At 52.5% G+C, this 24,599-nt stretch carries 25 protein-coding genes, 1 pseudogene and 1 other annotated feature; of the genes and pseudogenes, 10 read left to right on the forward strand and 16 right to left on the reverse strand.

Translation table 11 applies throughout. The features are described from left to right. Positions 1-16: 16 nt before the first annotated feature. Positions 17-691 carry a GntR family transcriptional regulator gene (locus ABZJ92_RS07050; RefSeq protein WP_005052021.1) on the forward strand — a complete coding sequence of 225 codons (675 nt, stop codon included), beginning with the start codon at positions 17-19 and terminating at the stop codon, positions 689-691. Between the two features lie 38 nt (positions 692-729). Here the strand turns inward: ABZJ92_RS07050 and ABZJ92_RS07055 are convergent, their stop codons facing one another. The 3 genes from ABZJ92_RS07055 to ibpA form a co-directional block, all read right to left on the reverse strand. Continuing rightward, on the reverse strand, positions 730-2,391 hold the full coding sequence (locus ABZJ92_RS07055; RefSeq protein ID WP_001279752.1) for a putative transporter: 1,662 nt from the start codon (positions 2,389-2,391) through the stop codon (positions 730-732). A 195-nt stretch (positions 2,392-2,586) separates the two neighbouring features. Next, positions 2,587-3,015, reverse strand: a complete 429-nt coding sequence (gene ibpB, locus ABZJ92_RS07060; protein ID WP_001243431.1) for a small heat shock chaperone IbpB — start codon at positions 3,013-3,015, stop codon at positions 2,587-2,589. 111 nt (positions 3,016-3,126) lie between these two features. Next, the gene (ibpA, locus tag ABZJ92_RS07065) at positions 3,127-3,540 is read right to left on the reverse strand and encodes a small heat shock chaperone IbpA (protein ID WP_001243437.1); all 414 of its coding nucleotides are present in this window, start codon (positions 3,538-3,540) and stop codon (positions 3,127-3,129) included. Next, positions 3,534-3,606 (reverse strand) — a sequence feature (ROSE (Repression Of Heat Shock gene Expression) occurs in the 5'-region of heat shock genes and acts as an RNA thermometer to modulate expression.). It overlaps the preceding gene by 7 nt. A 238-nt stretch (positions 3,607-3,844) precedes the next feature. Between ibpA and ABZJ92_RS07070 the strand changes: the two genes are divergently transcribed. Then, entirely contained in the window at positions 3,845-4,177 is a 333-nt protein-coding gene (locus ABZJ92_RS07070; RefSeq protein WP_000620888.1) for a YceK/YidQ family lipoprotein, read from the forward strand. A 1-nt stretch (position 4,178) separates the two neighbouring features. On the opposite strand, the gene ABZJ92_RS07075 is transcribed toward ABZJ92_RS07070, so the two are convergent. After that, complete coding sequence (locus ABZJ92_RS07075) at positions 4,179-5,411, reverse strand: DUF3748 domain-containing protein (RefSeq protein WP_005086221.1); 1,233 nt, start codon at positions 5,409-5,411, stop codon at positions 4,179-4,181. A gap of 100 nt (positions 5,412-5,511) precedes the next feature. Here ABZJ92_RS07075 and cbrA point away from each other — a divergent pair, with 100 nt between their 5' ends. Further along, a complete protein-coding gene (cbrA, locus tag ABZJ92_RS07080) occupies positions 5,512-6,612 on the forward strand; it encodes a colicin M resistance lipid reductase CbrA (protein WP_005052030.1) in 1,101 nt (366 codons plus the stop codon). On the opposite strand, the gene ABZJ92_RS07085 is transcribed toward cbrA, so the two are convergent. The 5 genes and pseudogenes from ABZJ92_RS07085 to dgoR all read right to left on the reverse strand — a co-directional run bounded on the left by ABZJ92_RS07085 (position 6,573) and on the right by dgoR (position 11,295). Then, positions 6,573-7,910, reverse strand: coding sequence for an MFS transporter (locus tag ABZJ92_RS07085; RefSeq protein ID WP_000253451.1), 1,338 nt, complete (start codon positions 7,908-7,910; stop codon positions 6,573-6,575). The two genes, cbrA and ABZJ92_RS07085, sit on opposite strands and share 40 nt — an antisense overlap. Positions 7,911-7,984: 74 nt before the next feature. Then, a pseudogene (gene dgoD / locus ABZJ92_RS07090) lies at positions 7,985-9,133 on the reverse strand (galactonate dehydratase). After that, the gene (gene dgoA / locus ABZJ92_RS07095; protein WP_001198719.1) at positions 9,130-9,747 is read right to left on the reverse strand and encodes a 2-dehydro-3-deoxy-6-phosphogalactonate aldolase; all 618 of its coding nucleotides are present in this window, start codon (positions 9,745-9,747) and stop codon (positions 9,130-9,132) included. The pseudogene dgoD and the gene dgoA overlap by 4 nt, the downstream one beginning before the upstream one ends. Then, a complete protein-coding gene (gene dgoK / locus ABZJ92_RS07100; RefSeq protein ID WP_000127104.1) occupies positions 9,731-10,609 on the reverse strand; it encodes a 2-dehydro-3-deoxygalactonokinase in 879 nt (292 codons plus the stop codon). The genes dgoA and dgoK overlap by 17 nt, the downstream gene beginning before the upstream one ends. Beyond that, positions 10,606-11,295, reverse strand: coding sequence for a D-galactonate utilization transcriptional regulator DgoR (gene dgoR, locus ABZJ92_RS07105; RefSeq protein WP_000174295.1), 690 nt, complete (start codon positions 11,293-11,295; stop codon positions 10,606-10,608). The genes dgoK and dgoR overlap by 4 nt, the downstream gene beginning before the upstream one ends. A 277-nt stretch (positions 11,296-11,572) precedes the next feature. Between dgoR and ABZJ92_RS07110 the strand changes: the two genes are divergently transcribed. Further along, positions 11,573-12,229 (forward strand): YidX family protein, encoded by a 657-nt coding sequence (locus ABZJ92_RS07110; protein ID WP_000772934.1) that lies wholly within the window; start codon positions 11,573-11,575, stop codon positions 12,227-12,229. Positions 12,230-12,274: 45 nt separating this feature from the next. Here ABZJ92_RS07110 and yidA read toward each other — a convergent pair whose 3' ends face one another. From yidA to dnaA, 6 genes are all read right to left on the reverse strand, one after another. Beyond that, the gene (yidA, locus tag ABZJ92_RS07115) at positions 12,275-13,087 is read right to left on the reverse strand and encodes a sugar-phosphatase (RefSeq protein WP_000985549.1); all 813 of its coding nucleotides are present in this window, start codon (positions 13,085-13,087) and stop codon (positions 12,275-12,277) included. A gap of 113 nt (positions 13,088-13,200) precedes the next feature. Then, the gene (locus tag ABZJ92_RS07120; protein WP_005052034.1) at positions 13,201-13,599 is read right to left on the reverse strand and encodes a YidB family protein; all 399 of its coding nucleotides are present in this window, start codon (positions 13,597-13,599) and stop codon (positions 13,201-13,203) included. Between the two features lie 239 nt (positions 13,600-13,838). Beyond that, positions 13,839-16,253 carry a DNA topoisomerase (ATP-hydrolyzing) subunit B gene (gyrB, locus tag ABZJ92_RS07125; protein WP_000072067.1) on the reverse strand — a complete coding sequence of 805 codons (2,415 nt, stop codon included), beginning with the start codon at positions 16,251-16,253 and terminating at the stop codon, positions 13,839-13,841. A 28-nt stretch (positions 16,254-16,281) separates the two neighbouring features. Continuing rightward, complete coding sequence (recF, locus tag ABZJ92_RS07130) at positions 16,282-17,355, reverse strand: DNA replication/repair protein RecF (protein WP_000060115.1); 1,074 nt, start codon at positions 17,353-17,355, stop codon at positions 16,282-16,284. Continuing rightward, positions 17,355-18,455, reverse strand: a complete 1,101-nt coding sequence (gene dnaN, locus ABZJ92_RS07135) for a DNA polymerase III subunit beta (RefSeq protein WP_000673462.1) — start codon at positions 18,453-18,455, stop codon at positions 17,355-17,357. The genes recF and dnaN overlap by 1 nt, the downstream gene beginning before the upstream one ends. Positions 18,456-18,459: 4 nt before the next feature. Then, positions 18,460-19,863, reverse strand: coding sequence for a chromosomal replication initiator protein DnaA (gene dnaA / locus ABZJ92_RS07140; RefSeq protein WP_000059107.1), 1,404 nt, complete (start codon positions 19,861-19,863; stop codon positions 18,460-18,462). 296 nt (positions 19,864-20,159) lie between these two features. Here dnaA and ABZJ92_RS07145 point away from each other — a divergent pair, with 296 nt between their 5' ends. From ABZJ92_RS07145 to mnmE, 6 genes are all read left to right on the forward strand, one after another. Further along, positions 20,160-20,240 carry a protein YsdD gene (locus tag ABZJ92_RS07145; protein ID WP_120795392.1) on the forward strand — a complete coding sequence of 27 codons (81 nt, stop codon included), beginning with the start codon at positions 20,160-20,162 and terminating at the stop codon, positions 20,238-20,240. 229 nt (positions 20,241-20,469) lie between these two features. After that, entirely contained in the window at positions 20,470-20,610 is a 141-nt protein-coding gene (gene rpmH / locus ABZJ92_RS07150) for a 50S ribosomal protein L34 (RefSeq protein ID WP_000831330.1), read from the forward strand. Positions 20,611-20,626: 16 nt separating this feature from the next. Beyond that, complete coding sequence (gene rnpA, locus ABZJ92_RS07155; RefSeq protein WP_000239730.1) at positions 20,627-20,986, forward strand: ribonuclease P protein component; 360 nt, start codon at positions 20,627-20,629, stop codon at positions 20,984-20,986. Further along, positions 20,950-21,207, forward strand: a complete 258-nt coding sequence (gene yidD, locus ABZJ92_RS07160) for a membrane protein insertion efficiency factor YidD (protein WP_001307474.1) — start codon at positions 20,950-20,952, stop codon at positions 21,205-21,207. The genes rnpA and yidD overlap by 37 nt, the downstream gene beginning before the upstream one ends. A 2-nt stretch (positions 21,208-21,209) precedes the next feature. Beyond that, positions 21,210-22,856: a membrane protein insertase YidC gene (gene yidC, locus ABZJ92_RS07165; protein ID WP_000378252.1), complete on the forward strand. Its 1,647-nt coding sequence runs from the start codon at positions 21,210-21,212 to the stop codon at positions 22,854-22,856. Between the two features lie 105 nt (positions 22,857-22,961). Further along, the gene (gene mnmE / locus ABZJ92_RS07170) at positions 22,962-24,326 is read left to right on the forward strand and encodes a tRNA uridine-5-carboxymethylaminomethyl(34) synthesis GTPase MnmE (protein ID WP_001282349.1); all 1,365 of its coding nucleotides are present in this window, start codon (positions 22,962-22,964) and stop codon (positions 24,324-24,326) included. A 213-nt stretch (positions 24,327-24,539) separates the two neighbouring features. On the opposite strand, the gene ABZJ92_RS07175 is transcribed toward mnmE, so the two are convergent. Next, positions 24,540-24,599, reverse strand: a 60-nt coding sequence (locus ABZJ92_RS07175) for an IS1 family transposase (RefSeq protein ID WP_071528444.1), incomplete at its 5' end; no start/stop codon positions are given.

A 24,599-nucleotide genomic window follows, 5' to 3' on the forward strand; every position in this document is an offset into this window, starting at 1 on the left:
AAAAAGAGAGCTAGAGATGATCTACAAAAGCATTGCGGAGCGGTTAAGAATTCGACTTAATTCCGCGGATTTCACGCTAAACAGCCTTCTTCCCGGTGAAAAAAAGCTGGCGGAAGAGTTTGCGGTATCGCGGATGACTATCCGTAAAGCCATTGACCTGCTGGTAGCGTGGGGGCTGGTGGTCCGCCGCCACGGCAGCGGCACTTACCTGGTGCGCAAAGATGTGCTGCATCAAACCGCCAGCCTGACCGGACTGGTGGAGGTGTTAAAACGGCAGGGAAAAACGGTCACCAGCCAGGTGCTGATTTTTGAAATCATGCCTGCGCCTCCGGCCATTGCCAGCCAGTTACGGATTCAAATCAACGAGCAGATCTACTTCTCCCGTCGCGTTCGTTTTGTGGAAGGGAAACCGCTAATGCTGGAAGACAGCTATATGCCGGTAAAACTGTTCCGTAACCTTTCGCTGCAACATCTGGAAGGGTCGAAGTTTGAATATATTGAACAAGAGTGCGGGATTTTGATTGGCGGTAATTATGAAAGCCTGATGCCGGTGCTCGCCGATAGACTGCTGGCGCGGCAAATGAAGGTAGCGGAACACACGCCACTGCTGCGGATCACCTCGTTGTCATATAGCGAGAGCGGGGAGTTTTTGAATTATTCAGTGATGTTCAGAAATGCCAGCGAATACTAGGTGGAGTACCATTTACGGCGACTCCACCCGGAAAAAAGTTAACCGATACTCCAGAAGAGCACCGCCAGTAATTGGGGGGTGATAATGCGCAGGAACATCACTAACGGATAGACAGTGGCGTAAGAGAGCGCCGCCGCACCACTGGTTGGATGAAGATTATTAGCAAACGCCAGCGCCGGAGGATCGGTCATGGAACCTGCCAGCATCCCGCACATGGTCAGGTAATTCATTTTGGCTAACATCCGCGCCAGAATGCCAACAGTAATCAGCGGAACGGCGGTGATCAGGGCACCATAACCAATCCAGCTTAGCCCTTCGCCATTGACCAGGGTATTCACAAAATCCCCACCAGATTTCAGACCAACGACCGAGAGGAACAGCACGATCCCCAGCTCCCGCAGCGCGAGGTTGGCACTTGGCGGCATAAACCAGTACAGCTTGCCGATACTGCCGATACGCCCGAGGATCAACGCCATAATCAGCGGACCGCCCGCCAGCCCCAGTTTCAACGCGGCCGGGAATCCTGGCACAAAGACGGGAATAGAACCTAACAATACGCCAAGCCCGATGCCAATAAACACTGGCAGCATCTGAACCTGTTGCAGTTTTTGCTGCGCATTCCCCAGCACATTGGCAACGGCATCAATTGCGGACGGACGCCCCACCAGGTTGAGGATATCGCCGAACTGCAGGCTGATATCGCCACTGGCGACCAGTTCGACCCCGGCACGGTTCAGGCGCGAGATAACAACGTCATAGCGTTCTTTAAAGTGCAGGTCGCGAATACGTTTTCCGAGCACGTTTTCATTGGTGACCACCACACGCTCGACGCGCAAATCAGTGCCTTTCGTAGACAGCGAGGTATCGACCTCCTGACCAATCACCAGTTGCGCATTATGTAAATCCGCTGGCTGCCCCACCAGATGCAGCAAATCGCCCAGTTGGATAATGGTATCTGGCGAAGGTACTTTTAGGGTTTCTTCTCGTTTCAGACGCGAGCAGATAATTTTGTCGCCGTTGAGAATCGGTACATCTTTAATGGCTAAATCATGCAGGTTAGGGTTCTCAACGCGAATATTGATAGTCTTGATCAGCGCGCCGCCATTGGTGCGTGAAGACTCGTGCTGCTGAGCTTCTGTCTCGACATTGACGCGGAAAATAACCCGCAACATCCACATGGTGAACAAAATCCCGCAAATGCCGAATGGATACGCCATCGCGTAACTCATCCCCATCTGATCGACCATTTCCATTGGTGTACCCAGGTCGCGCAAGATCTGCTGCCCTGCCCCCAGCGCTGGCGTATTGGTTACCGCACCGGAGAAAATCCCCAGCACTACCGGCAGTGGAATATCAAACAGTTTATGCAGGATGGCGGTAACCAGACCACCGATGATGACGATCAGAACAGCAAACAGGTTGAGGCGTAATCCGGAGACGCGCAATGAGGCAAAGAAGCCCGGCCCTACCTGAATCCCGATGGTATAAACGAACAGGATCAGGCCAAATTCCTGAATAACATGCAGCATATCGCTACTTAATGTCATCCCCGCCTGAGAAACAAAATGGCCGACGATGATCCCACCAAACAGCACGCCGCCAATACCTAATCCTATGCCGCGAAATTTGACGTTGCCGATAAACAAACCGACGACTGCCACCAAAGCCAGAATACTGACCGTTAATGCTATATCACTCATCGTCCATTTCTCTTGAGATAACATTTTAATTGCTACGGATTATGGCTGAATCGGTGAAGCAGATTTGCCTTATAGCGCACATTATCACGGGAAAGAACGTGCCGAAATATCTTAAACAGTCGAAATTTAACGCATTGTTGAAGAAGAAAGACAAAAAAAGCCCCACCAGAATGGCGGGGCAAAGAGAATAGCTAGTTAGCTATTTAACGCGGGACGTTCGCTGATAGCGATACGCTGCGCTGCGATGGGTTCAGGCTCATTACGAATTAAATCAATATGCAGTAAACCGTTTACGAAGGTTGCGCCAGAGACTTCCATATTTTCAGCCAGCGTAAAACTCAGGCTAAATGGCTGATTCATAAGCCCTTGATGCAGCCATTTTTTCTCTTCTTTTGGCTGCTCCGGCGTGCCTTTTACGCTCAGGCGCGTGCCTTCCAGTTGAATCTCTAAATCTTCCTGACGGAAACCTGCCAGCGCAAGGGTAATGCGGTAGTGGTTATCGTCGCTTTTCTCAATGTTGTACGGCGGGAAGCTCTGGCTTTCACCGGCGTTTTGCAGTGCGTTGGCCAGTTTGTCAAAACCGATCCATTGACGCATCAGTGGGGATAAATCGAAGTTACGCATAGTCATTTCTCCTTCTAAGAAGCGAGTAAGTACCTGCAAATCCGAAGATTCGCATATGCTCCCTGACGGCGAGCATGGAGATGTCAGGCCGCGCCAGGCGGCCTTAGGGAATTAGTTGATTTCGATACGGCGCGGTTTTTTCGCTTCCGGAATCACGCGTTCGAGATCGATATACAGCAAACCATTTACCAGGTTAGCCCCACGAACATGAATGTTCTCAGCTAACTGGAATTTGCGTTCAAAGTTGCGTTCAGCGATGCCCTGGTACAGATAGGTGCGCTCTTTTTGTTCGTCGGCGTGAGCACCTTTCACCACCAGCAGATTATCCTGGGCGGTAATTTCCAGTTCGCTCTCAGCAAAACCAGCCACAGCGATAGCAATGCGGTAATGGTTTTCGTCTACCAGTTCAACGTTATACGGAGGGTAGCCGCCATTACTCTGGCTCTGGTTGTTTTCTAAGTGGTTAAACAAACGGTCAAATCCAATAGCAGAACGGTAAAGCGGGGATAAATCAAAGTTACGCATAATCAATAGCTCCTGAAATCAGCGAGAATGTAAGACCTTCCACAATGGACAGGTCAGGTAGCCAGAACACCCATCAGGCGCGTCCTCATCGACTACGATGTAAAATGGGTCTGGAAATGAACTTTTCAAGCCTTATCAGCGGACTTTTTTTTGCAGTTTATGGTCTATTGCATAGACTGAGGGGGCAGCACGAAACGTTAAAGTGCGATAGCCGCCACAGTGCGACGTAATGATGATGTTATTTTCAGCAAGGGATCGCTATAACTCATCAGGCCAACACCCACGATCAACAGATGAATTTATTATGATAAGAAATGTGTTGTTAGCGTTCATGATATGCAGCGGAATGACATTACTCGGAGGATGCTCCAGCGTGATGTCCCATACCGGGGGGAAAGAAGGAACGTATCCCGGCACCCGCGCCAGCGCCACCATGATTGGCGACGATGAAACCAACTGGGGCACTAAGTCGCTGGCGATTCTCGATATGCCGTTTACCGCTGTAATGGACACGCTTTTACTGCCGTGGGATGTGTTCCGCAAAGACAGCTCGGTGCGCTCGCGCGTTGAAAAAAGCGAAGCCAACGCGCAAGCCACCAATGCGGTTATTCCACCGGCCAGAATGCCTGATAACTGATTTAGCGATCAGTTTCGGTGATCCACAGCTGGCCACCTTCCATCCACGCCAGCCATTGACCATCCGGCGAGAAGACCACGGCGTCCGCAGAAGGTGGATTGGCGTGGTTTTCGGTTAAATACTCAACCTCGCCGCTTTGCGCATGGGCACAAACAATTCGATTATCCAGCACAAAGCCCAACCATTCTCCTGACGGATGCCAGTTAAATGCAGACTGAATATCCGTTTTGTTATGGGTTAACTTGCGCGGTTCGCCGCCCTGTGGCGAGATAAGCCACAGTTGCACAATGCCGTTATCATCACGCATTAAAAACGCGATTTGCGTACCCTGCGGATTACAGCGCACCCAGTGGCGCGGGACGTTGACTAACCCCGGATAAGCCCGATGATGGGTAAAGGTTAAACGTCGCTGCACGACGCCACGCGGTGGCGCGGGTAGGGTTGTTTCCGTTCCACTTAACGGCGCATCACCTGCCGATTTCCAGCTAGCTTCATCTTGCGGTAACTCAACGATAAATAGCTCCGGCACTTTCTCGCCCTTTGGCGAAAGTGTGTCGCCAATAAACGCCAGCGCGTGATTTCCTACCCATCCTTCTTCATAAGCACGATTGATTTCATCACTGCCAGGCTGCGGCGTGGGCGTGGTTTTACTCACCAGCACACACCAGTGGCTACCGCTGTATTCACGCGGATGTTGCTTTTGTACGTTGACCGGGCCAAACGGTGCAGCAACCCCGACGTTTCGCAAATCCAGCGCCGGATCGAGTTGATGCATTACATGGTCGTTATAGGTAAAGCTCCCCCTTTCACCGTTCGGGCTAAAGACATGCACATGGCTGCCACCGCGCAGCGCTCCTGGCGTATACGGCGCGGTAATATCCATTGCATCGAGATTGCTCACCTTGCCGCCTTCAGCAATGACTCCGCGTCGATGATGGAAGTCGTAATGCCATGTTTCATCAGGATTTTCAGGGCCGTGAATAAAGACATATTTCTCTGACTTCGGATGAACGGTCACCACGCCGACGTGTGCGCCCTGTGACGCGCGATAGATAACCTCGACCTCGCCTGTATGGATATTCACACGCTCAATGGTCTCGCCGGTAAACGACGCCCCAGAAGGACGCACGTCAAATACCAGCCACTGGCTGTCGGGCGTCCAGGTATTGGTATTTGTATTGGTATTGGTATTGGTGAGCAGGTGATTACGGGGAGCAAAGGTTATCTGTTTCATGGCGCGGTCCTGATACAAAACGGTTCCCGCCATCATACTTCACAAGGACTTCACTTTCAGACAATAGTCTTTTGCCATCGTGATGAATGTGAGTGAAAAGATGGAACATTTCGACGTGGCGATTATTGGCCTCGGCCCGGCAGGGTCGGCGTTGGCACGAAAGTTAGCCGGCAAAATGCAGGTGATCGCGCTGGATAAAAAGCACCAGTGCGGTACTGAAGGTTTCAGCAAACCTTGCGGCGGTCTGCTGGCACCGGACGCGCAGCGATCTTTTATTCGCGATGGACTGACGCTTCCTGTCGATGTGATCGCCAATCCACAGATTTTCAGCGTCAAAACTGTCGACGTCGCCGCATCGCTCACGCGTAACTACCAGCGAAGCTATATCAATATTAATCGCCATGCTTTCGACTTGTGGATGAAATCGCTGATCCCCGCCAGCGTTGAGGTTTATCACGATAGCCTGTGCCGAAAAATCTGGCGTGAGGATGATAAATGGCATGTCATTTTTCGTGCAGACGGCTGGGAGCAACATATTACCGCCCGCTATCTGGTCGGTGCCGATGGCGCAAACTCGATGGTGCGGCGACATCTCTACCCGGATCATCAAATCCGTAAATATGTCGCTATCCAGCAGTGGTTCGCAGAGAAACATCCGGTGCCGTTCTACTCCTGCATCTTTGATAATGCGATAACTGACTGTTACTCATGGAGTATCAGCAAAGATGGTTATTTTATCTTTGGCGGTGCCTATCCAATGAAAGACGGTCAGACGCGTTTCACGACGCTGAAAGAGAAAATGAGCGCCTTTCAGTTCCAGTTTGGCAAAGCGGTGAAAAGTGAGAAATGCACGGTGTTGTTTCCCTCACGCTGGCAGGATTTTGTCTGTGGTAAGGACAACGCCTTTCTGATTGGTGAAGCGGCGGGATTTATCAGCGCCAGCTCGCTGGAGGGGATTAGCTATGCGCTGGATAGCGCAGAGATTCTGCGTGCGGTGTTCCTGAAACAGCCGGAGAAGAGCAACGCCGCTTACTGGCGCGCCACACACAAACTGCGTTTAAAACTCTTCGGCAAGATAGTAAAAAGCCGATGCCTGACCGCACCGGCTTTAAGAAAGTGGATTATGCGCAGTGGTGTGGCGCATATTCCACAGTTGAAAGATTATCCAACGCGCTTCACATCACCCACCAGCAGGATGTAAGAGAGCGCGCCAATCAACGCGACGGCGGAGATATAAACCAGTGCAGGCGCGAAACCGTAACCCTGCGCCAGGTACCCCACCACCAGCGGAACGGTGATGCCGCCCAGACCACCGGCGAAGTTAAACACGCCGCCGGTTAAACCAATCAGGCGCATCGGTGCCAGAGAAGAGACCAGCGACCAGGTAATCGAAGCAAAACCGTTGCCGAAGAATGCCAGCGCCATCAGGCACATAATCATCATCGGATCGTTGGTGTAGTTAGCGCCCATAATGCAGGTGGAGATCAGCAAGCCGCAGATAATCGGCGTTTTACGCGCAAAGCCCAGTGAAAAGCCCTTACGTACCAGCAGATCCGCGACCCAGCCAGAGAGCAGGACGCCGACAAACGCCGCGAGGAATGGCACCGTGGTCATAAAGCCTGCTTTCAGCGCCGTGATTCCTTTTTCCTGGGTTAAATAGTTCGGGAACCAGGTTAAGAAAAACCACAGTGCAGAAGCCACCGCAAATTGCCCAAGATAAACGCCGATCAGTTTACGATGGAACACCAGTTTCCAGTCTTTGGCTGTTAACGGCTGACGCGCCTCTTTCTTCACCGGCGCATCACCATCCACCAGACCGCCGCCATCACGAATGTAATCCAGTTCAGCTTTGCTGATACCTTTGGTCAGGCGCGGCGGCTGATAAACCTTAAACCAAATCAGCGACCAGATAATGCCGATACCACCAGTGACAATGAACACCCAGTGCCAGCTCAACATCTCCTGAATCCAGATCAGCAGCGGAGTCAAAAACGCCAGACCGACAAACTGACCAGACGTATAAAAACCAACGGCGGAAGCGCGTTCATGTTCCGGGAACCAGCTGGTCACCATCCGGTTATTGGTCGGGAAAGCGGGCGCTTCGAAAATACCGGTTATCGCACGCAGACCAATTAATGACATTAATCCCGTGGCAAAGCCTTGGAATAAAGTCGCCACTGACCAACCAAATATCGCAATAAAATAAGTCACGCGAGAACCTACGCGATCTAAAAACCAACCGCCGGGGATCTGGCATAGCGTATAAAGCCAGGCGAAGGCCGAAAATACATAGCCCATTTCCGCTTTCGTAATGCCGAACTCTTCCTGAATATGGGCGGAAGCCACGGCCAGGTTAGCGCGGTCAACATAACAAATGACCACCGTAATAAAGATCATCACCAGCGTCAGATAACGCCGACGCCCCGGCTTTGCTGCATTAACGGGAATATCCATAGCGAGCTTTCTCCAGATTTTGGGCATAGCGAAGCCGCTCACCATGCCCTGTAATTTACAGAGGGTTATATTTTTGTATTGCTGTTTTAGTGCCCGATGAGGGGCTTACGTGGCAGGAATTACCACTCTGCTACGCTGTTATCTTCATGACGCCAGAGCGGATTACGCCAGTCCGGGGCATTTTTACTGAACTCAATAACTTTAGCTTCGTCGATTTCCACACCTAAGCCCGGTTTCGTTAACGGTTTAAAGAAGCCGCCAACCATGCTGAAGTCTTCTTTGTTTTTCACAAAGTCGAGTAACTCCGCGCCTTTGTTGTAATGAATGCCCATACTTTGTTACTGAAGTACCGCGTTATAGGAAACGAAGTCGATATGCAGGCAAGCCGCCAGTGCAATCGGTCCGAACGGACAGTGCGGCGCAAGGGTCACATCATAGGCTTCTGCCATTCCAGCAATTTTGTAGCATTCGGTAATACCGCCTGCATGGGAGAGATCCGGTTGCAGAATCGAAATACCGCCTGCCTCCAGCACGCGTTTAAAATCGAAACGTGAGAACATGCGCTCACCCGCCGCCAGTGGAATATGCGTTTGTGCCGCCAATTTCGGGTAGTATTCGGCTTGTTCCGCCAGCACCGGCTCTTCAATAAACAGCGGGCGATACGGCTCCAGTTCTTTAATCAGCACTTTCGCCATTGGCGCGCTGACGCGACCGTGGAAATCAAGACCAAACTCAATCTGATTGCCAAAAGCTTCACGAATTTGTGCCACGGTGTTGACTGCCGCATCTACCGCGCGGGAGTTATCAATTAGCCCCAGTTCTTCACAACCGTTCAGTTTGAAGGTATCGAAGCCGATTTCGCGCAGGGTTTTAATGCCGTCGATAACATCCGCCGGACGATCGCCGCCGACCCAACTGTAGGCTTTAATTTTGTCGCGAACCAGGCCGCCCATCAGTTGCCAGACTGGCGCATTCAGCACTTTGCCTTTGATATCCCATAACGCCTGGTCGATCCCGGCGATGGCGCTCATCAGGATTGGACCGCCACGATAAAATCCGGCGCGATACATCACTTGCCATAAGTCGTTGATGCGCGAAGGATCCTGACCAATCAAATAGTCACCCAGCTCGTGAACTGCCGCTTCCACCGTACGGGCGCGGCCTTCAATCACGGGCTCGCCCCAACCGACCACGCCTTCATCGGTTTCAATTTTCAGGAACATCCAGCGGGGAGGTAAACGATACGTGGTAATTTTGGTGATTTTCATTGCACTGCCTCTCGATACGCCTTAACAAATGCTGCTGCCTGCTGCGCGGTGCGTTCTACGGACTGCCCGGCGCGATAAAGATCGCTGCCTAAGCCCGCCCCAACACAACCTGCGTCTATCCACTGCGCCAGGTTTTCTGGCGTCACGCCGCCAACGGCAAAGACTGCGATGTCCGGTGGTAATACCGCTTTTAACGCTTTGATGTATTGCGGACCAAAAGCCGATGACGGAAATATTTTCAGCGCCTGCGCGCCCGCTTCGAGCGCGGTAAAGGCTTCGGTCGCCGTCGCGCAGCCGGGGCAAACGGTCATGCCGTAGCCCACCGCGCGGCGGATCACTTCACTATGGATATTGGGCGTAACGATGAGCTGACAGCCCATCCTGGCGAGCGCATCGACCTGTTCAGGTTTCAGTACCGTACCTGCGCCAATCAACGCCTTGTCGCCATACGCATCAACGATGGCGGGAATGCTCTGCTCCCATTGTGGGGAATTCAGCGGGATTTCAACCGCGTCGAACCCGGCGTCAATCACCGCGCCAACATGCGCCAGCGCCTCGTCGGGCGTAATGCCGCGCAAAATGGCGATCAGCGGGAGTTTAGTTTGCCACTGCATGAGCGATGCTCCTTATACCAGCCTGAAATGCCGTGTCGCCCGCCACCGCCGCCACGTCGCAACCCATCGCCTGAAAGGCTTGCTGGTAGCGCGCGGTCAGCGATGTTCCGGCGACAAGGGTGATGGCGTGTTGATGGGTCACATAGTCGCGCATACTGGCAACCTCTGCGCCAATCAACAAACCAGAGAGAAATTCGCTGACCTGTTCGCGGGGAAGTGTTCCCAGCACATGCGAGGCGCGAACTTCAAAAAGCTGCGGCAATATGGCGGGCGCATTAAGGCCGCGCTCAAGGCCAGCCGCGAAGGCATCGGCAGAGTTTTCCTGCGGCGGCAAACCTGCGCCAATCAATGAGTGATTTAACAGTAAATGATGTAATTCACCGGTCATCACGGTGCGAAAATCGTTGATTTGCTGGCTATCGGCCTGCACCCATTTGCAATGCGTACCGGGCATAACATAAAGAGAGGAAGGAGCCAGAGCTCGCGCGCCGATCAATTGTGTTTCTTCGCCGCGCATCACATTGTGGTTATCGTCATGAGAGACGCATAATCCGGGAATAATCCAGATATTGTCGCCAACAGACGTTAATTGTTCGCCAATAGACGAAAAACGGGCAGGAACAGATAAATACGGAGCAACTTTCCAGCCGACATTGCTGCCGACCATTCCTGCCATCACCACTGGCGTATTTTCTTCACGCCAGTCGGTCGTGACTTCTGCTAACACTGCAGCCGGAGATTTTCCGTTCAGGCGCGTGACGCCTGCTTCTGATTGCCTGCTCTCCAGGCAGTGGTCGCCCTGATAAAGCCAGGCGCGCAGATTGGTCGATCCCCAGTCAATTGCGATGTAGCGAGCTGTCATGTGATTTCCTTTAACCTTCGTGTCGAGCTGGCAATCATGGTAAGCGCCGCCTGCTCTGCCGCATCGCCGTCCTGATGCCGTATCGCATCGAACAGCGCCTTATGTTCCTGGAGCGTTTGCGGCATGTTGGCCTCATCGCCCATCCAGGTTCGTTCAAAAACCGCCCGCTGCAGCGAACTGATCGCAATGCTAAGTTGCTGTAACACCGGGTTATGCACCGACTGCAGCACCGCCTCGTGGTAGCGAATATCCGCTTCGTTAAACGCTTCGCGGTCCTGATTGTTGGCAATCATCTCGTTCAGCGCCGATTCAATCTGCGCCAGATCGCTGGAGGTCGCGCGCTCTGCTGCCCAACGGGCAATCGCCGGTTCCACCAGATTTCGCACTTCGCTCATGGCACTGATAAGCCGTGGGTCGTAGTCGTTTTCCAGCACCCATTGCAGTACGTCAGTGTCGAGGTAATTCCACTGGTTACGCGGTGCCACAAACGCCCCGCGATAACGTTTCATTTCAATCAGCCGCTTCGCCATCAGCGAACGGAACACCTCACGGATGATGTTGCGCGAGGTTGCAAACTCTTCACAGAGCTCCGCCTCAGCCGCAAGTGGCGAGCCAGGTACGTATTTGCCGTGAACGATCTGTTTACCCAGCGTAATGACAATGCGATCGGTTTTATTGAGAGTCATGGAGAGTCCTTGTGCTCTGTATGTTCTTCTCTACTTTACCCCGATCGATGCATAACGCGGCAACTTTGTAGTACCAGCGTGATGACGTTCGCGTTTGCCGCGCGCGTAATGTAGTACAAACTTATATTGTTGCGCTACAATTTAGATCAAAAAAAGAACAACACATAAAAAAATGACATGCGTCGGGCAGAAATCTGAAAAGGGATATCAGGCGCTAAACAGGAGGGAAAGAAGAGTATGCTTTCAACGGCTTAGCTACTCGTTTAAAGGATTAATCATGAAGTTGAATTTTAAGGGATTTTTTAAGGCTGCCGGTTTATTCCCACTGGCGCTGATGCTTTCAGGCTGTATCTCGTATGCTCTGGTTTCCCATACCGCAAAGGGTAGTTCAGGAAAGTATCAATCGCAGTCAGACACCATCACTGGGCTATCGCAGGCAAAAGATAGTAATGGAACAAAAGGCTATGTTTTTGTAGGGGAATCGCTGGATTACCTTATCACTGATGGTGCCGATGACATCGTTAAGATGCTCAATGATCCAGCACTTAACCGGCACAATATTCAGGTTGCCGATGACGCAAGATTTGTTTTAAATGCGGGGAAAAAGAAATTTACCGGCACAATATCGCTTTACTACTACTGGAATAACGAAGAAGAAAAGGCACTGGCAACGCATTATGGTTTTGCCTGTGGTGTTCAACACTGTACCAGGTCACTGGAAAACCTAAAAGGCACAATCCATGAGAAAAATAAAAACATGGATTACTCAAAGGTGATGGCGTTCTACCATCCATTTAAAGTGCGATTTTATGAATACTATTCACCCAGAGGCATTCCGGATGGTGTTTCCGCAGCATTACTGCCAGTGACTGTTACACTGGACATCATTACTGCACCGCTGCAATTTCTGGTTGTATATGCAGTAAACCAATAATCAGTAAGCGGGCAAACGCGTTTATGCTGTTTGCCCGCCCACAGATTAATTCAGCACATACTTCTCAATAGCAAACGCCACGCCATCTTCAAGGTTGGATTTTGTGACAAAGTTCGCCACTTCTTTCACCGAAGGAATAGCGTTATCCATCGCCACACCGACGCCTGCATATTCAATCATTGCGATGTCGTTTTCCTGATCGCCAATCGCCATGATTTCTTCCGGTTTAATACCTAACACGTCGGCCAGTGATTTCACACCCGTACCTTTGTTAACGCGTTTATCGAGGATTTCGAGGAAGTACGGCGCACTTTTCAGCACGGTATATTTCTCTTTCACTTCCTGCGGAATACGCGCGATAGCCTGGTCGAGGATGGCGGGTTCATCAATCATCATCACTTTCAGGAACTGGGTATTGGGGTCCATTTTCTCCGCTTCGCAGAACACCAGCGGAATTGTGGCAACGAAGGATTCATGCACCGTGTAGTAGCTGATATCGCGGTTAGCGGTGTACAGCGTGGTGCGGTCCAGGGCGTGGAAATGAGAACCGACTTCGCGAGAGAGTTTTTCCAGGAAACGATAGTCGTCATAGCTGAGAGCGGTTTGCGCCACGGTGCTACCATCAGCGGCCTTCTGTACCAGCGCGCCGTTATAAGTAATGCAGTAGTCGCCCGGCTGTTCCATATGCAGCTCTTTCAGGTAGTTGTGCACACCTGCATACGGACGACCCGTCGTTAGCACGACATTCACGCCACGGGCGCGAGCTGCGGCAATCGCATTTTTAACGGCGGGTGAAATGGTGTGATCGGGCAGCAGAAGGGTGCCATCCATATCGATAGCAATGAGTTTGATAGCCATGAGTTCCCAAGGTAGATTAGTTCCTGACCCATGCTAACGCGATTCCGCTCAAAAATCAGTACAACACCCGAGGGAAAAGGGGATGCAACGCGGGTTGCATGCTCCCCATTTGCTTAGCGGAAGAGTTTCCCTTTCAGCAGTTCCATGCCTGCGGAAAGCAGATCGTTATTGGCTTGTGCTGACACTTCACCTTGCGGTGAGAGCGCATCAATAATCTTCGGCAATTGCTCTGCCAGTAAACTGGAAGCCGTACTGGTATCCACGCCAAGTTTTTGCCCGAGATCGGACACCGCATTTGTGCCGAGCGCCGACTCCAGTTGCTCGCCGCTAACTGATTGATTTCTCTGTTGATTACTCAACCAGGTTGAGAGAATGGCCCCTAAGCCGCCACTTTGCAGTTTTTCCAGCAGCACCTGAATGCCACCCTGCTCCTCAACCCAACTTAAAATCGCCTGATATTTCCCCGCATCGCCTTTCAGAAAGGCACCGACAACTTCATCAAAAAGCCCCATGATAATCACCTGTAAAGCGTTACGTGTTGACCCAAAAAGTATAGATCTGCGGGATGATAATTGCGGATTGCAGAAATAAAAAGGGCGGAGATGATCTCCGCCCTTTTCTTATAGCTTCTTGCCGGATGCGGCGTGAACGCCTTACCCGGCCTACAAAATCATGCAAAATCAATATATTGCAGGAGTCTCGTAGGACTAATAAGCGTAGCGCATCAGGCACGCTCGCATGGTTAACGCCATTAAATATCAATATTCGCCGCTTTCAGGGCGTTCTCTTCAATAAACGCACGACGCGGTTCTACGGCGTCGCCCATCAGCGTGGTGAACAACTGGTCAGCGGCAATCGCATCCTTAACGGTAACGCGCAGCATACGACGGCTTTCCGGGTCCATGGTGGTTTCCCACAGCTGTTCCGGGTTCATCTCGCCCAGACCTTTATAACGCTGGATGGAGAGGCCACGACGGGACTCTTTCACCAGCCAGTCCAGCGCCTGCTCGAAGCTGGCTACCGGCTGACGACGCTCGCCACGTTCGATAAACGCATCTTCTTCCAGCAAGCCACGCAGTTTCTCACCCAGCGTGCAGATACGACGATATTCGCCACCGGTGATAAACTCGTGATCCAGCGGATAGTCAGTATCCACACCGTGGGTACGCACGCGAACAATCGGCTCGAACAGGTTTTGTTCGGCATTGGTGTGGACATCAAACTTCCACTGGCTGCCGTGCTGTTCTTTGTCGTTCAGTTCGCTGACCAGCGCGTTCACCCAGCGGGTAACGGTCTGCTCATCAGAAAGGTCAGCTTCCGTCAACGTCGGCTGATAGATAAGCTCTTTCAGCATTGCTTTCGGATAACGACGCTCCATGCGGTTGATCATTTTCTGCGTCGCGTTGTACTCAGATACCAGTTTCTCTAACGCTTCGCCAGCCAATGCCGGTGCACTGGCGTTGGTGTGCAGCGTTGCGCCGTCCAGCGCGATAGAGATCTGGTACTGATCCATCGCTTCGTCGTCTTTAATGTACTGTTCCTGCTTGCCTTTCTTCACTTTGTACAGCGGCGGCTGAGCGATGTAGACGTGACCGCGTTCAACGATTTCCGGCATCTGACGATAGAAGAAGGTCAACAGCAGCGTACGAATGTGCGAGCCGTCGACGTCCGCATCGGTCATGATGATGATGCTGTGATAACGCAGTTTGTCCGGGTTGTACTCGTCACGACCGATACCACAGCCAAGCGCGGTGATAAGCGTCGCCACTTCCTGAGAAGAGAGCATCTTATCGAAGCGCGCTTTCTCGACGTTAAGGATTTTACCCTTCAGCGGCAGAATCGCCTGGTTCTTGCGGTTACGCCCCTGCTTCGCAGAGCCGCCCGCGGAGTCCCCTTCCACCAGGTACAGTTCGGAAAGCGCCGGATCGCGTTCCTGGCAGTCTGCCAGTTTGCCCGGCAGGCCAGCTAAGTCGAGCGCACCTTTACGGCGGGTCATTTCACGCGCGCGACGCGCCGCTTCACGGGCACGGGCAGCATCGATAATTTTGCCAACCACGATTTTCGCATCAGTTGGGTTTTCCAGCAGGTATTCCGCCAGCAGTTCGTTCATCTGCTGTTCAACCGCCGATTTCACCTCAGAAGAAACCAGTTTGTCTTTGGTCTGGGAGGAGAATTTCGGGTCCGGCACTTTTACGGAAACGACCGCAATCAGGCCTTCACGCGCATCGTCACCGGTGGCGCTGACTTTGGCTTTTTTGCTGTAGCCTTCTTTGTCCATGTAGGCATTCAGGGTACGGGTCATCGCCGCACGGAAGCCTGCCAGGTGAGTACCGCCGTCACGCTGCGGAATGTTGTTGGTAAAGCAGTAGATGTTTTCCTGGAAGCCATCGTTCCACTGCAGCGCCACTTCAACGCCAATACCGTCTTTTTCGGTGGAGAAGTAGAAGATATTTGGGTGGATCGGCGTTTTGTTCTTGTTCAGATATTCAACGAACGCTTTGATGCCGCCTTCATAGTGGAAGTGGTCTTCTTTGCCGTCACGCTTGTCGCGCAGACGAATGGAAACGCCGGAGTTGAGGAACGACAACTCACGCAGACGTTTCGCCAGAATTTCATATTCGAACTCGGTCACATTGGTGAAGGTTTCGAGGCTGGGCCAGAAACGCACCATGGTGCCGGTTTTTTCAGTCTCGCCGGTAACCGCCAGCGGAGCCTGCGGTACACCGTGTTCGTAGATCTGACGGTGAATTTTACCCTCGCGCTGAATAACCAGCTCCAGTTTTTGCGACAGGGCGTTTACTACCGAAACACCAACGCCGTGCAGACCGCCGGACACTTTATAGGAGTTATCGTCAAATTTACCGCCTGCGTGCAGAACGGTCATGATCACTTCCGCCGCCGATACGCCCTCTTCCGGGTGAATACCGGTCGGAATGCCGCGCCCGTCATCCTGTACAGAGACAGAGTTATCGGCGTGAATGGTGACGATAATTTCTTTACAGTGACCCGCGAGCGCTTCGTCGATAGCGTTATCTACCACCTCGAATACCATGTGGTGCAGACCGGTGCCGTCATCCGTGTCGCCGATATACATACCCGGGCGCTTACGCACCGCATCCAGCCCTTTCAGGACTTTGATACTGGAGGAGTCATAAGAATTCGACATCAACGTTTCTCGCTCATTTATACTTGGGTTAATCCGTTATTTTACCCTTTTCCACGGTAAACATCTTCGAATTTTCGTCCGACATGTCTATAACGTGTTCAGCACTGATCGCGCTGACAAAGACCTGTGATTGCGTCGCTTTTAAGCGGCTGGCAAGCAACCCGCGACGCTCATCATCAAGCTCAGAGGCAAAATCATCTATCAGGTAGAGACACCGCCGCCCGCTTTCACGAGTGAGGAACTCTCCTTGCGCCAGACGTAAGGCGCACATCAACAGCTTAAGCTGCCCACGCGATAAGGTATCTTCCACCGGCGCACCGTCGGCGCGAATGCGTAAGTCCGCTTTATGCGGGCCATGCGCGGTGTAGGTTAGCTGGCGATCGCGTTCAAAATTACGTTCCAGCACCTCAGCGTACTCTGTCTCTTTCTCCCAGCCGCGCTGGAAAGAGAAAGTCAGAGAAAACTCAGGGAGAAATTGCTTACAGGTATCATCCATATCGGCCGCGATACCGGCGCTATACTCCGCGCGCCAGGTGCTGATTTGCTCCGCCAGCGGGATCAGTTCTTTATCCCACGGGCGTAGCTGTTCGTAACGAGTCACCTGGCGCAGCGCCGCATTGCGCTGCTTGAGCAATCGCTTGAGATTGCTCCAGGCGGTGAAAAATCCAGGTTCGTTGTGAAAGCATCCCCAGTCGAGGAATGCTCTTCTGTATTTGGGGCCGCCGTTGAGTAAAGTAAACCCTTCTGGCGTTATCAACTGCATCGGCATCAGGTGCGCCAGTTCCGCGACTTTATGCCCGTCCGTACCGTCAATACGGACTTTGCTGTCGCCCTGTTTGTCTTTGGTTAAGCCAATCGCCGTCTCGCGCTCTTCGCCCTGTAATCGCCCGTGGAGAACAAATGCCTCCTGCTCATGGCGAATGACGCGACCAATCTGCAAACTGCGAAACGCCCGACCATGGCCGAGCGTATAGATGGCTTCCAGCACGCTGGTTTTGCCACTGCCGTTGGCACCTACCAGAAAGTTAAAGCCGGGAGATAAAGCGAGATCCGCGGTTTCAATATTGCGGAAATCGCGGATCAACAAGCGGGTGAGGGACATTACAGTCTCATTGGCATGACAACATAGGCAGCCGACTGTGATGCGGCATCTTCAATCTGCACGCTGGAAACCGAATCGGTCAGCATCATGCGGACGTTTTCGCATTTCAGCGCGTTCAGAACATCCAGCACATAGCTGACGTTGAAGCCGATTTCCATCTCCGCACCGCTATAGGTAACGTCGAGGATCTCTTCCGCTTCTTCCTGTTCCGGGTTGTTGGCAGTAATTTTCAGCTGGTTTTCGCTGACATACAGGCGCACACCGCGGAATTTCTCGTTAGAGAGAATCGCCGCGCGAGCAAACGCCTGCTTGAGCAGATCGCAGCCTGCTTCCAGATGTTTGTCCGGGTTCTTCGGCAGAACGCGACGGTAATCCGGGAAGCGACCATCCACCAGTTTCGAGGTGAAAATAAAGTCGCCAACGTGGGCACGAATGTTATTGCTGCCAATCTGCACACGCAGCAGATTGTCGCCGCCGTCGAGCATACGCATCAGTTCAATCACGCCTTTACGCGGTACGATCACCGAATGGCTTGGCAAAGATTGACCAATTGGCATTGAACAGACCGCCAGACGGTGGCCGTCGGTTGCCACGGTGCGCAGTTCTTCACCTTCGGTTTCAAACAGCATACCGTTTAAGTAATAGCGAACATCCTGATGCGCCATCGAAAACTGGGTTGCTTCAATCAGACGCTTCATCGTCGCCTGCGGCAGGGTAAATTCGACTTCGCTCTGCCAGTCATCGAGGTTCGGGAAATCCGCCGCTGGCAGGGTAGACAGCGAAAAACGGCTACGCCCGGAGCGCACCAGCATCCGTTCACCTTCCAGCTGCACGGCAATTTCCGCGCCTTCAGGCAGACCACGGCAGATATCAAAGAATTTGCGCGCCGGAACGGTCGTCGCTCCTGGCTCGTGTGGCTGAACCAGCGCAACGCGTGCCACCATTTCCATCTCGAGATCAGTACCGGTCAGCGACAACGTACCGTCAGCAACCTGTAACAGCAGATTACCGAGAATCGGTAGCGTAGGACGACCACCTAACGGACCGCTCACCTGTTGTAGCGGTTTTAATAAATGCTCACGTTCTACGGTAAATTTCATAGGTTTACGATGACAATGTTCTGATTAAATTTGAAAAATCTTCTTTGATATCGTGGCTCTCTTCACGCAACTGCTCGATCTTACGGCAGGCATGAAGCACCGTCGTGTGGTCACGCCCACCAAACGCATCGCCAATCTCTGGCAGACTGTGGTTAGTCAGCTCTTTCGCTAGCGCCATCGCCATCTGGCGCGGACGCGCCACCGAGCGGGATCGACGCTTGGAAAGGAGATCCGCGACTTTGATCTTGTAGTACTCCGCCACCGTCTTCTGAATATTGTCGATGGTGACCAGTTTTTCCTGCAATGCCAGCAAGTCGCGCAGCGCCTCACGCACGAAGTCGATGGTGATCGCCCGTCCGGTAAAGTTGGCGTTAGCAATAACGCGGTTCAGCGCCCCTTCCAGCTCACGTACGTTAGATCGTAGACGCTTGGCGATAAAGAACGCCACTTCACCCGGCAAACGAATGTCATTTTCGTCGGCCTTTTTCATCAGGATCGCCACACGGGTTTCCAGCTCTGGCGGTTCGATCGCCACAGTCAGTCCCCAACCGAAGCGGGATTTCAAACGATCCTCAACGCCGTTGATCTCTTTCGGATAGCGATCCGAGGTGAGAATGATCTGTTGATTACCTTCCAGCAGGGCGTTGAAGGTGTGGAAAAACTCTTCCTGAGATCGTTCTTTATTAGCAAAAAACTGAATATCGTCGATCAGCAGTGCATCTACGGAACGGTAGTAGCGTTTAAACTCTTCGATCGCGTTGTTTTGCAGGGCTTTAACCATGTCCTGAACAAAGCGCTCGGAGTGCATATAAACCACTTTGGCATTCGGCTTGCGCGCCATAATGCCGTTACCCACCGCATGCAGCAGGTGAGTTTTACCCAGACCCGTGCCGCCATAAAGGAACAACGGGTTATAGGCACCGCCAGGGTTATCCGCCACCTGGCAAGCCGCCGCGCGCGCCAGTTGGTTAGATTTACCTTCAACGAAGTTATCAAACGTGTGTTTGACGTTTACGTTAGAACGATAGGTCGGTTCTGCCGGGGCCGGGACGTTATCCCAACCTGAGCGCGTAGAAGGCGCAGCACGTTGCGGCTGCGTTTGCGCCACCTGTGCAGGGGCCGCGACGTTGCTCGTCACTGCCGCTTGTGGCGTTTGCGTCACCGGTTTGGTGCCGACTTCAAAACGCAGCTGTGGGGCATCCGCTCCGCAGAAACTGGTTAGCAGTCCATTGATATTATTAAGGTACTTGTCCCGTACCCAATCGAGGACAAAACGGTTTGGCGCGTACAGGGCCAGCGTGTTATCGCTCAGTTCCGCCTGCAATGGGCGTATCCACATACTGAATTCTGTGGCTGGTAACTCATCCTGCAATCGGGCAAGACACTGCTGCCAAAGCGAAAGTGACACGGCGGACTCCACTCGAACAAAAGTCGATAATGACTAAGGCTGAAACATTCATGATTGTTGACGTACGTCGAAAAGACCCTGCTTGAGGGTGACGCACGAACCGCTGTCTGCGGTTATATGCCCGATCAAGATCCTGCAAAACGATCGGGACCGCGGATCATAGCCTAAACTGCGCAAGAGATCTTCTGTTTCTCACAGATTTTCCCTATTTATCCACAGGACTTTCCAGAACTCGCTAAGTGTAAACGATCCTGCCGCGAGGCGGGCACGATTTACGCCGCATATTGGAAAATTTAATGACCATAGACAAAAATTGGCTTAATCGATCTAATAAAGATCCAGGACGATCCTTGCGCTTTACCCATCAGCCCGTATAATCCTCCACCCGGCGCGCCATGCTGGTTTCCACTGGTGTGAGGTCGTACATTTTCCCTGCGAAAAGGTGCGGAAAAGCGCGGTAAATAAGGAAAGAGAATTGACTCCGGTGTGTACAATTATTACAATCCGGCCTCTTTAATCACCCATGGCTTCGGTGTCCATCGTTTCATTTTTCGGCGGATATCCAATAAAGCCATTGAATTTATTCAAGTTTAGGTAGAAATCGCCATGAAACGCACTTTTCAACCGTCTGTACTGAAGCGCAACCGTTCTCACGGCTTCCGTGCTCGTATGGCTACTAAAAATGGTCGTCAGGTTCTGGCACGTCGTCGTGCTAAAGGCCGCGCTCGTCTGACCGTTTCTAAGTAATAAAGCTAACCCCTGAGTGGTTAAGCTCGCATTTCCCAGGGAGTTACGCTTGTTAACTCCCAGTCAATTCACATTCGTCTTCCAGCAGCCACAACGGGCTGGCACGCCGCAAATTACCATTCTCGGCCGCCTGAATTCGCTGGGGCATCCCCGTATCGGTCTTACAGTCGCCAAGAAAAACGTTCGACGCGCCCATGAACGCAATCGGATTAAACGCCTGACGCGTGAAAGCTTCCGTCTGCGCCAACATGAACTCCCGGCTATGGATTTCGTGGTGGTGGCGAAAAAAGGGGTTGCCGACCTCGATAACCGTGCTCTCTCGGAAGCGTTGGAAAAATTATGGCGCCGCCACTGTCGCCTGGCTCGCGGGTCCTGATAGCCCTCATTCGGGTCTATCAACGCCTGATTAGTCCGCTACTCGGGCCGCATTGTCGTTTCACTCCAACCTGTTCAAGCTACGGAATTGAGGCATTGCGCAGGTTTGGAGTGATAAAAGGCAGTTGGTTGACGGTGAAACGCGTATTAAAATGCCACCCTTTACACCCTGGTGGTGACGATCCCGTCCCGCCCGGACCATTTGATACCAGAGAACACTAACGATGGATTCGCAACGCAATCTTTTAGTCATCGCTTTGCTGTTCGTGTCTTTCATGATCTGGCAAGCCTGGGAGCAGGATAAAAACCCGCAACCTCAGGCCCAACAGACCACGCAGACAACGACCACCGCAGCGGGTAGCGCCGCCGACCAGGGCGTACCGGCCAGTGGCCAGGGGAAACTGATCTCGGTTAAGACCGACGTGCTTGATCTGACCATCAACACCCGTGGTGGTGATGTTGAGCAAGCTCTGCTGCCTGCTTACCCGAAAGAGCTGAACTCTACCCAGCCGTTCCAGCTGTTGGAAACTTCACCGCAGTTTATTTATCAGGCACAGAGCGGTCTGACCGGTCGTGATGGCCCGGATAACCCGGCTAACGGCCCGCGTCCGCTGTATAACGTTGAAAAAGACGCTTATGTGCTGGCTGAAGGTCAAAACGAACTGCAGGTGCCGATGACGTATACCGACGCGGCAGGCAACACGTTTACCAAAACGTTTGTCCTGAAACGTGGTGATTACGCTGTCAACGTCAACTACAACGTGCAGAACGCTGGCGAGAAACCGCTGGAAATCTCCTCGTTTGGTCAGTTGAAGCAATCCATCACTCTGCCACCGCATCTCGATACCGGAAGCAGCAACTTCGCACTGCACACCTTCCGTGGCGCGGCGTACTCCACGCCTGACGAGAAGTATGAGAAATACAAGTTCGATACCATTGCCGATAACGAAAACCTGAACATCTCTTCGAAAGGTGGTTGGGTGGCGATGCTGCAACAGTATTTCGCGACGGCGTGGATCCCGCATAACGACGGTACCAACAACTTCTATACCGCTAATCTGGGTAACGGCATCGTCGCTATCGGCTATAAATCTCAGCCGGTACTGGTTCAGCCTGGTCAGACTGGCGCGATGAACAGCACCCTGTGGGTTGGCCCGGAAATCCAGGACAAAATGGCAGCTGTTGCTCCGCACCTGGATCTGACCGTTGATTACGGTTGGTTGTGGTTCATCTCTCAGCCGCTGTTCAAACTGCTGAAATGGATCCATAGCTTTGTGGGTAACTGGGGCTTCTCCATTATCATCATCACCTTTATCGTTCGTGGCATCATGTACCCGCTGACCAAAGCGCAGTACACCTCCATGGCGAAGATGCGTATGCTGCAGCCGAAGATTCAGGCAATGCGTGAGCGTCTGGGCGATGACAAACAGCGTATCAGTCAGGAAATGATGGCGCTGTACAAAGCTGAGAAGGTTAACCCGCTGGGCGGCTGCTTCCCGCTGCTGATCCAGATGCCAATCTTCCTGGCGTTGTACTACATGCTGATGGGTTCCGTTGAACTGCGTCAGGCACCGTTTGCACTGTGGATCCACGACCTGTCGGCACAGGACCCGTACTACATCCTGCCGATCCTGATGGGCGTAACGATGTTCTTCATTCAGAAGATGTCGCCGACCACTGTGACCGACCCGATGCAGCAGAAGATCATGACCTTTATGCCGGTCATCTTCACCGTGTTCTTCCTGTGGTTCCCGTCAGGTCTGGTACTGTACTATATCGTCAGCAACCTGGTAACCATTATTCAGCAGCAGCTGATTTACCGTGGTCTGGAAAAACGTGGCCTGCATAGCCGCGAGAAGAAAAAATCCTGATTCGGTGAGTTTTCGCTAAAATAAGGGCGGTCAGTTGACCGCCTTTTTTCTTTTCGTAGGGCGGATAAGCACCGCGCATCCGCCACACAAAGCAACAGGAACATCATGAGCGATAATGACACTATCGTAGCCCAGGCCACGCCTCCGGGACGTGGCGGCGTTGGCATCCTGCGCATCTCCGGCTTCAAAGCCCGTGAAGTTGCCGAAACCGTGCTGGGTAAACTGCCTAAGCCGCGCTACGCCGATTATCTTCCGTTTAAAGACGCCGACGGCAGCGTGCTCGATCAGGGGATTGCGCTATGGTTCCCTGGCCCGAACTCGTTCACCGGCGAAGATGTGCTGGAACTGCAAGGTCATGGCGGTCCGGTGATCCTCGACCTGCTGTTAAAACGCATTCTGACCATTCCCGGCCTGCGGATTGCTCGCCCTGGTGAGTTTTCCGAACGCGCGTTTCTTAACGATAAACTTGACTTAGCCCAGGCCGAGGCGATTGCCGATCTTATCGACGCCAGTTCGGAACAGGCGGCCCGTTCGGCACTTAACTCGCTGCAAGGCGCATTCTCCGCACGGGTTAATCATCTGGTAGAAGCCCTCACCCACTTGCGCATTTACGTCGAAGCGGCAATTGATTTCCCTGATGAAGAGATCGATTTCCTCTCCGACGGCAAAATTGAAGCCCAGCTTAATGACGTGATGGCCGATCTCGATGCAGTGCGTGCTGAAGCACGTCAGGGTAGTTTGTTGCGCGAAGGGATGAAAGTAGTGATTGCCGGACGTCCTAATGCCGGTAAATCGAGCCTGTTAAACGCGCTGGCGGGCCGTGAAGCGGCAATCGTAACCGATATCGCCGGAACCACGCGTGACGTGCTGCGTGAGCATATCCACATTGACGGAATGCCGCTGCATATCATCGACACTGCCGGGCTACGTGAGGCCAGTGACGAAGTGGAACGTATTGGTATCGAGCGCGCGTGGCAGGAAATTGAACAGGCCGACCGCGTGCTGTTTATGGTCGATGGCACCACGACAGACGCCGTTGATCCGGCAGAGATCTGGCCGGAATTTATCGCCCGTCTGCCCGCGAAACTGCCGATCACCGTGGTACGCAATAAAGCCGATATCACCGGCGAAACGCTGGGAATGAGTGAAGTGAACGGTCACGCGTTAATTCGTCTCTCGGCAAGGACTGGTGAAGGCGTGGACGTGCTGCGTAACCATCTCAAACAGAGCATGGGCTTTGACACCAATATGGAAGGCGGCTTCCTGGCGCGCCGTCGCCACTTACAGGCGCTGGAACAGGCAGCGGAGCATTTGCAGCAAGGTAAAGCGCAACTGTTGGGAGCCTGGGCAGGTGAACTGCTGGCGGAAGAGTTGCGCCTGGCACAGCAGAACTTAAGCGAAATCACCGGGGAATTTACTTCAGACGACCTGCTGGGGCGGATTTTCTCCAGCTTCTGTATTGGTAAGTAACCGCGCTTACGAAGCCGTATTCTGACTGTCAGATGCGGCTTCGCTTCATTGTTAGCACTCCTGTTATGCCTCAACCCTTTTTTAAACATTAAAATTCTTACGTAATTTATAATCTTTAAAAAAAGCATTTAATACTGCTCCCCGAACGATTGTGATTCGATTCACATTTAAACAATTTCAGAATAGACAAAAATTCTGGGTAATGACTCCAACTTACTGATAGTGTTTTATGTTCAGATAATGCCCGATGACCTTGTCATGCAGCTCCACCGA

The sequence above is a fragment of the Shigella sp. FJ200513 genome, assembly GCF_040495915.1.
Lineage (GTDB): Bacteria > Pseudomonadota > Gammaproteobacteria > Enterobacterales > Enterobacteriaceae > ECMA0423.

Bases quoted from the DNA above. Each gene is read 5' to 3' on its own strand.
- ABZJ92_RS07050 (WP_005052021.1), top strand. From the start codon at position 17: ATGATCTACAAAAGCATTGCGGAGCGGTTAAGAATTCGACTTAATTCC.
- ABZJ92_RS07055 (WP_001279752.1), bottom strand. From the start codon at position 2,391: ATGAGTGATATAGCATTAACGGTCAGTATTCTGGCTTTGGTGGCAGTC.
- ibpB (WP_001243431.1), bottom strand. From the start codon at position 3,015: ATGCGTAACTTCGATTTATCCCCACTGATGCGTCAATGGATCGGTTTT.
- ibpA (WP_001243437.1), bottom strand. From the start codon at position 3,540: ATGCGTAACTTTGATTTATCCCCGCTTTACCGTTCTGCTATTGGATTT.
- ABZJ92_RS07070 (WP_000620888.1), top strand. From the start codon at position 3,845: ATGATAAGAAATGTGTTGTTAGCGTTCATGATATGCAGCGGAATGACA.
- ABZJ92_RS07075 (WP_005086221.1), bottom strand. From the start codon at position 5,411: ATGAAACAGATAACCTTTGCTCCCCGTAATCACCTGCTCACCAATACC.
- cbrA (WP_005052030.1), top strand. From the start codon at position 5,512: ATGGAACATTTCGACGTGGCGATTATTGGCCTCGGCCCGGCAGGGTCG.
- ABZJ92_RS07085 (WP_000253451.1), bottom strand. From the start codon at position 7,910: ATGGTGAGCGGCTTCGCTATGCCCAAAATCTGGAGAAAGCTCGCTATG.
- dgoA (WP_001198719.1), bottom strand. From the start codon at position 9,747: ATGCAGTGGCAAACTAAACTCCCGCTGATCGCCATTTTGCGCGGCATT.
- dgoK (WP_000127104.1), bottom strand. From the start codon at position 10,609: ATGACAGCTCGCTACATCGCAATTGACTGGGGATCGACCAATCTGCGC.
- dgoR (WP_000174295.1), bottom strand. From the start codon at position 11,295: ATGACTCTCAATAAAACCGATCGCATTGTCATTACGCTGGGTAAACAG.
- ABZJ92_RS07110 (WP_000772934.1), top strand. From the start codon at position 11,573: ATGAAGTTGAATTTTAAGGGATTTTTTAAGGCTGCCGGTTTATTCCCA.
- yidA (WP_000985549.1), bottom strand. From the start codon at position 13,087: ATGGCTATCAAACTCATTGCTATCGATATGGATGGCACCCTTCTGCTG.
- ABZJ92_RS07120 (WP_005052034.1), bottom strand. From the start codon at position 13,599: ATGGGGCTTTTTGATGAAGTTGTCGGTGCCTTTCTGAAAGGCGATGCG.
- gyrB (WP_000072067.1), bottom strand. From the start codon at position 16,253: ATGTCGAATTCTTATGACTCCTCCAGTATCAAAGTCCTGAAAGGGCTG.
- recF (WP_000060115.1), bottom strand. From the start codon at position 17,355: ATGTCCCTCACCCGCTTGTTGATCCGCGATTTCCGCAATATTGAAACC.
- dnaN (WP_000673462.1), bottom strand. From the start codon at position 18,455: ATGAAATTTACCGTAGAACGTGAGCATTTATTAAAACCGCTACAACAG.
- ABZJ92_RS07145 (WP_120795392.1), top strand. From the start codon at position 20,160: ATGACCATAGACAAAAATTGGCTTAATCGATCTAATAAAGATCCAGGA.
- rpmH (WP_000831330.1), top strand. From the start codon at position 20,470: ATGAAACGCACTTTTCAACCGTCTGTACTGAAGCGCAACCGTTCTCAC.
- yidD (WP_001307474.1), top strand. From the start codon at position 20,950: ATGGCGCCGCCACTGTCGCCTGGCTCGCGGGTCCTGATAGCCCTCATT.
- yidC (WP_000378252.1), top strand. From the start codon at position 21,210: ATGGATTCGCAACGCAATCTTTTAGTCATCGCTTTGCTGTTCGTGTCT.
- mnmE (WP_001282349.1), top strand. From the start codon at position 22,962: ATGAGCGATAATGACACTATCGTAGCCCAGGCCACGCCTCCGGGACGT.